3 protein-coding genes and 2 pseudogenes are annotated in these 5,030 nt (G+C 68.8%); 3 read left to right on the top strand and 2 right to left on the bottom strand.

The genetic code is table 11. From position 1 onward, the window contains the following. Positions 1 to 214: 214 nt before the first annotated feature. Both ACWFQ8_RS33250 and ACWFQ8_RS33245 read left to right on the top strand, forming a co-directional pair. Positions 215 to 859: an HNH endonuclease family protein gene (locus tag ACWFQ8_RS33250; protein WP_453790001.1), complete on the top strand. Its 645-nt coding sequence runs from the start codon at positions 215 to 217 to the stop codon at positions 857 to 859. Between the two features lie 828 nt (positions 860 to 1,687). Beyond that, the gene (locus ACWFQ8_RS33245; RefSeq protein ID WP_453790000.1) at positions 1,688 to 2,026 is read left to right on the top strand and encodes a hypothetical protein; all 339 of its coding nucleotides are present in this window, start codon (positions 1,688 to 1,690) and stop codon (positions 2,024 to 2,026) included. On the opposite strand, the gene tpg is transcribed toward ACWFQ8_RS33245, so the two are convergent. Continuing rightward, positions 2,023 to 2,577, bottom strand: coding sequence for a telomere-protecting terminal protein Tpg (gene tpg / locus ACWFQ8_RS33240; protein ID WP_453789999.1), 555 nt, complete (start codon positions 2,575 to 2,577; stop codon positions 2,023 to 2,025). The genes ACWFQ8_RS33245 and tpg overlap by 4 nt on opposite strands. Positions 2,578 to 2,580: 3 nt before the next feature. After that, positions 2,581 to 4,658, bottom strand: a pseudogene (gene tap, locus ACWFQ8_RS33235) (telomere-associated protein Tap). Positions 4,659 to 4,806: 148 nt separating this feature from the next. Here tap and ACWFQ8_RS33230 point away from each other — a divergent pair. Continuing rightward, positions 4,807 to 5,030, top strand: a pseudogene (locus ACWFQ8_RS33230) (hypothetical protein); the annotation flags it as partial.

Here is a 5,030-nt window from a genome sequence, read left to right as displayed (position 1 = left end):
GAGCCGACGTCCTCTTCGCCATGCTCCGAGACGGCACCTTCTACGAACCCCAACCCGCCCCATCAGCTTGACCAAACCCATAGGGGCACCCCCCCCGTATCGGCGGCGGGTCCGCGGTGCATGATCGGTTCTTCGGTGAACTTGCTCCTCCGGCAGGGTGAGATGGCCTTCGCCGGGGTCGTACCGGTGGTGGTCCGCCCGGTATCACCGGGCCATGATCACGACTTTCCGCCGCGGTGTCGTTGCGGCTTCCCTGGCCTTCGCCGTCCTCGCCCCGACGGCCGCCCATGCCGACGAGTACACGCTCACGGAGGCGATCACCTCCCTGCCGATCGCGGAGGAGATCCGGGACGGGTACAAGCGGGAGCTGTACCCGCACTGGAAGGACGACGACAAGAACGGCTGCACGGCCCGAAACGACGTGTTGATCGCCGAGGCGATCGAGGCCCCGACCGTGGGGGCCGGCTGCACGATCACCGGGGGCGTCTGGCACTCGTACTACGACGACGTCCTGGTGCAGGGCCCGGCCGGGGTCGACATCGACCACATGGTCCCGCTCGCCGAGGTCCACGACTCCGGTGGCTACGGCTGGACGACCGAGCGGCGCCGCCGGTACGCCAACGACCTGGGCTCGGACGTCACCCTCGTCGGTGTCACCGCCCGCTCCAACCGTCAGAAGAGCGACCAGGACCCGGCGACCTGGATGCCGGCCCCGGCCGTGCACTGCCGGTACATCGGTGAGTGGGTGGCGACCAAGCACCGGTGGGGCCTGGCGGTGGACCAGGCCGAGCGCGAGGCGCTGCTGACGTACGCCGCCAATTGCCCGAACGCGAATCTCGCCTTCGAGCGGGCGGGCTGAGACATCCCCTGGAAGGTGCGGTGGCGGTCGCCGGCATGTTGACCGTCCTGTAGACGGTCGGCCGGACGTCTGCTTGTCGGGAAAGTCGCGCCAAGGCGAGCCTGTCCGGTACTTCCACGCGATGGCATCGGGCGTGCGGCGATGGTCGGCCACCGCCATCCGCGGACCGCATCGGTCGGCATCAGCGGAGCGATCCAGTCCCACGTCTCGTCAGCTACAGGCACGCATCCGATCGGCTGGCTAGGCGATCAAAGAGACACGCGTTGGGTGTTTCCTCGAGATCCCTGCCGGTCGCATACCGTGAAGTGCGACCTCCGCAGTGTCGTCGAGGGCGGCATCGAACTCAAGGAGTGACTTCGAGCGCACGAACCAGACACAGCATCCGCTTTCAGCGGCCAACGTCTACACCCTCGCGCCCAGAAATTCACATGCCACAAGAATCAATCGCCCGACGGGGACTCACACGCCTGTCTCCAACCGGATGATCGTGCCAGCTGTAAAGAGTGGACACTCTCAAAGGTAGACTCCATGGAACAGGCGCCCCCGCCAGATTCTGAGAATTCACCGGACGCTCCGGAGCCTCAATCAAGGGGCGAGAAGCTCAGAGGGTGGCAGACATTGCTGGCCGCCCTCGCCACAGGGGTGTTCGCTCTCGCGGGAGTCTTGATCACAAAATCCTGGACCAGTGGTGAAGACTCTCCAGACCCTCCACCCTCTTCGTCCGTCAGTAGCGAACCAGCGATCAGTAGCGAACCAGCGATCTATGCATCCCTCGGTGCCACTGAGCCTGATCCGAGTCCGAAGGACCCGAAAGCAGTCCTCGTTCGGATGGACGTGTACTACGAAAACGTCGCCGCCGGCACACGGCTTGTTGCGCTCGCCGGCCCTGACGAGGTGAATGGGGACGGCAAAAAGTATTGGATCATGGCGAACGTGGCCGATGAAAGAAAGGGTGCTTCGGGGCAATTTTCCGTGAGCTTGCGAATCCGTCAGCCGGCTCGGGATATTGTCGGTCAAATTGGGAAGATGTCTAACAGTTTCTCTTGCGCGGAAATCCTCGGATGTCAGCGCCGAGGAGAAGATGTTATGGACGCGTATCCTAGTCAGCAGCCAGATGTCGAAGGATATACGCCGCTCACAGAACTCGTGCGGCGGACCTGGCCTTAGAACGAGACGTCGATGTAGTCGATGTCGGTGAGTTCGACTTCGAGGTGGTCGGCGCGGGTGCCGCCGTCTTTGAAGTAGATCTCCTGGAGGCCTTCGGCGACGATCGCGCGGAGCTCCGTGTCGGCGGCGCCTTGCTGTTGGGCGTCGAACAGCCGGTTGGCGTAGGCGGGCGGGAGGTGGACGGTCAGCCGCCGCATGCGGCCGTCGTCGGTGGTGCCGACCGGGGCGGTGTACCCGAACCGCGCCCGGGTCTCGACGGTGATGCCGGTCGCGGTGGCCGCCTGCTTGCGGCGGCGGCCGCGGACCACGGGCCGCCAGCGGGCGCGGACGGCGGTGTCGATGCGGTCGGTGATCGCCTTGGGCGGGGTTTTGCGTGCGCCGGTGCGGTAGCGCTCGATGGTGCGCTGGCTGACGCCGAGCTCGGCCGCGACGGCCCTGGTCGTCTTCAGCTTCCCCATGAGGAAGTTGATGCGGCCCTTCAGGGTCTTGGGCGGCTGGCGGGTGAACGCCTCCCGGTCCGCGCGCTGCAGAGCATCCTCGATGTCCCCCACGGTCTACTCTCCTTCGTCCAGGACGGCGTCGCCGCCCTTGATGTGGCGGGCGGGGTTGAGGCCCTTCTCCATCAGGTCTACGGCCCACGCCATCTCCTGTACGCCTTCGACCTTGGCCGCGCCGGGGGTGGGGCCGAGCCGGAAGGAGCCGGGGAGCGGCTTGCCGGAGGTGGTGTAGGGCAGGAAGTCGAGCGGGGAGGGCCCGGGGGAGGGGTAGACGACGCAGTCGGAGAGTACGCCGAGCGGGTACTGGCCGGTGGCTTTGGCGACGTTGGCCATCTTGCGGTGCATGTTGACCCGCGCTTTGGAGATGACCGCGGCCCGGATGTCGGGGCGCCAGGTCGGGCGTGCCAGGGCCGGCCAGCGTTCGCCGTCGCGGTAGTGCCGTCCCTGCGGGCGCTCGCGCAGCTTGCCGACCCCGCCCTTGACGGTGGCCTTGATCGCGGCGAGTACGGCCGCCATGGCGGGGTCGGCCTGCTTGTGGTGCTCCATCGCGGCGAGGAACTGCCGGTCGTCCAGCTCGGCGAGGGTGTCGAGGTAGGCGGTCTTGAGGCGGTCGTGCCACGGGTCCAGGTAGGCGCCGGTCTCCCGCCGTAGGTACGCCTCCACCGGCCGCACCTCGTGGCCGAGTTCCTGGGCGTAGGCGAGGGTGTGGGTCTGGTACCAGGCGGGCCCGGTCGGTCGCTGCCCGCTCGGGGTGAACGGCGAGGGCAGGCGCGGGTCCAGCTCGAGGTGCGAGAGGTCCACGAGCCAGGACCCGGGGATCTTCTTGTTGAACTTCGGCGCGTGGAAGTGGTCGGGGCCGGACAGGCCGACGACCAGGCGTGCGGCCGCGGCGAGGAACGCGGTGTTGATGTCCAGCCCGACCGCGTACGGGAGCAGGCACTCCTCGTCCGTGAGCAGGTCCACCTCGCGCACCCACTGGTAGGCCTCCTCGTCCAGGAAGCCGCCGGTCCAGCCCTGCGCGACGGGGTGTTCGGAGGGAGCTTCGGGCGGCGCCGGGTCCATCGGCTCGGTGCCGAGGCTGCCGGGGTTGTAGCCGGACTCCCACTGGCCGGTGCTCTCGTTCTTGACGGCGCGGGTCGGTGGGCGCAGTGCGGTCATCAGCTCCAGCCCGGAGACGGCGGTCGAGCCGCGCGGGGTCAGCACCCGGGACGCGTACGTGCCCAGGACGCGGGCGATGTCGGCCGGTTCCATGGCGGTGACGCCGGGCCAGGCCCGTTCGTCGAGCGCGTCCCAGGACAGGACCGCGAGCTGTACGCACTGGCGCTGTCCGGCCGCGGCCGGCCGGTAGATCCGCGGCCACGGTCCGAAGCCGCGCTGCGTCAGCTTCCACTTCGCCTTGGCCAGCTGCTTGACGACGGGGTGGTCGTCGGGCAGCCGCAGATTCCGGCGGGCCTCCGGCCCCTCCAGCCGCTCGGGCAGTCCCAGCTTCACGGCGGCCGCCTCGGTGAGGACGACCAGCGGGTCGGAGTCCTTCCCGTTGCGGTTCAGTTGCGCGGCGCCGAGCCCGGACTCCTGCAGCGTCCACTCCACCAGCTGCGCAACGGTGGTGGCCGGGCAGTCCAGCACGATGCCGTCCACGCCGTACGCGGTGCCGTCGCCGTCCAGGACCGCGAGCGGGCCGTGCGGGAACCTCGAGTCGACGGGCGCCTGCGGGGCGGATTTCCGCACCGGGCGGCGCGACGTCGCCGCAGGCCTGGCCGTCGGCACCGGCGCCTTCACGACCGGATCCGGTGCAGCGGTGATGGCGGCCGCGGCGGGCTCGGCGGGCTGCTCCACAGGGCCGGTGAATGCCTCCGGAACCGCCGCGGGCGCGGGTGCGGCGGCCGGAGCGGGGTACCGCTCGGCCCAGCCATCCAGCAGCCGCAGATAGGCCTGAAGCCGCGGCGGCTCGGCTCGGAGCGGCCGTTCTCCCAGTTCTTCACCGTCTGCGGTGTCGACTTCAACGCGGCCGCGAGCCGGGCCTGTGTGACACCGGCCGCCTCACGCAGCCGCGCCCGCTCCGCCGGAGACGGCAACCGCGGCTCACCCTCCAGCAGTGCGTCCACCGCGTCGAACAGTTCTTCCTGGCTCGGCATAGACACCTCCACCCCGAACCCTAGCAAAATTAACCCCATCCAAGTACTGGATTTAACCTTATCGGGGGTGTTGTGTTTTCGGGATGTGCCGTGGAGTCCGGTATCCAACCGCGCTGGTTGTTGCGGCCGCCCGGGTGTGGGTGCGTCCGTGGACGGGGCAGGGTCGCAGCTGGGATCCGGCCGGCTCGTCGGCGGGTGCGTGGGAGAGGGTGGTGTGCTGGTGGAGTGGGACTGGTGGACGCTGGAGTTCGGGGACGCGCACGCGGGCGCGGTGGGTGTTCTCGTCGGTGGGAGCGAGCCGGGTCCGGTGTACTTCGATGTGGGGAGCGGTCCTAACGTGCCGTCGGCCACGCACTGGTCGGCCTACGACGG

The organism is Streptomyces sp. NPDC055254 (assembly GCF_053606025.1).
The sequence above is the reverse complement of the archived record's forward strand: the minus strand, read 5'-3'. Positions and strand labels throughout refer to the sequence as shown.

What these genes read in the sequence shown, in the direction of transcription:
- ACWFQ8_RS33245 (WP_453790000.1), top strand. Translation starts at nt 1,688, where the DNA reads ATGGACGTGTACTACGAAAACGTCGCCGCCGGCACACGGCTTGTTGCG.
- ACWFQ8_RS33250 (WP_453790001.1), top strand. Translation starts at nt 215, where the DNA reads ATGATCACGACTTTCCGCCGCGGTGTCGTTGCGGCTTCCCTGGCCTTC.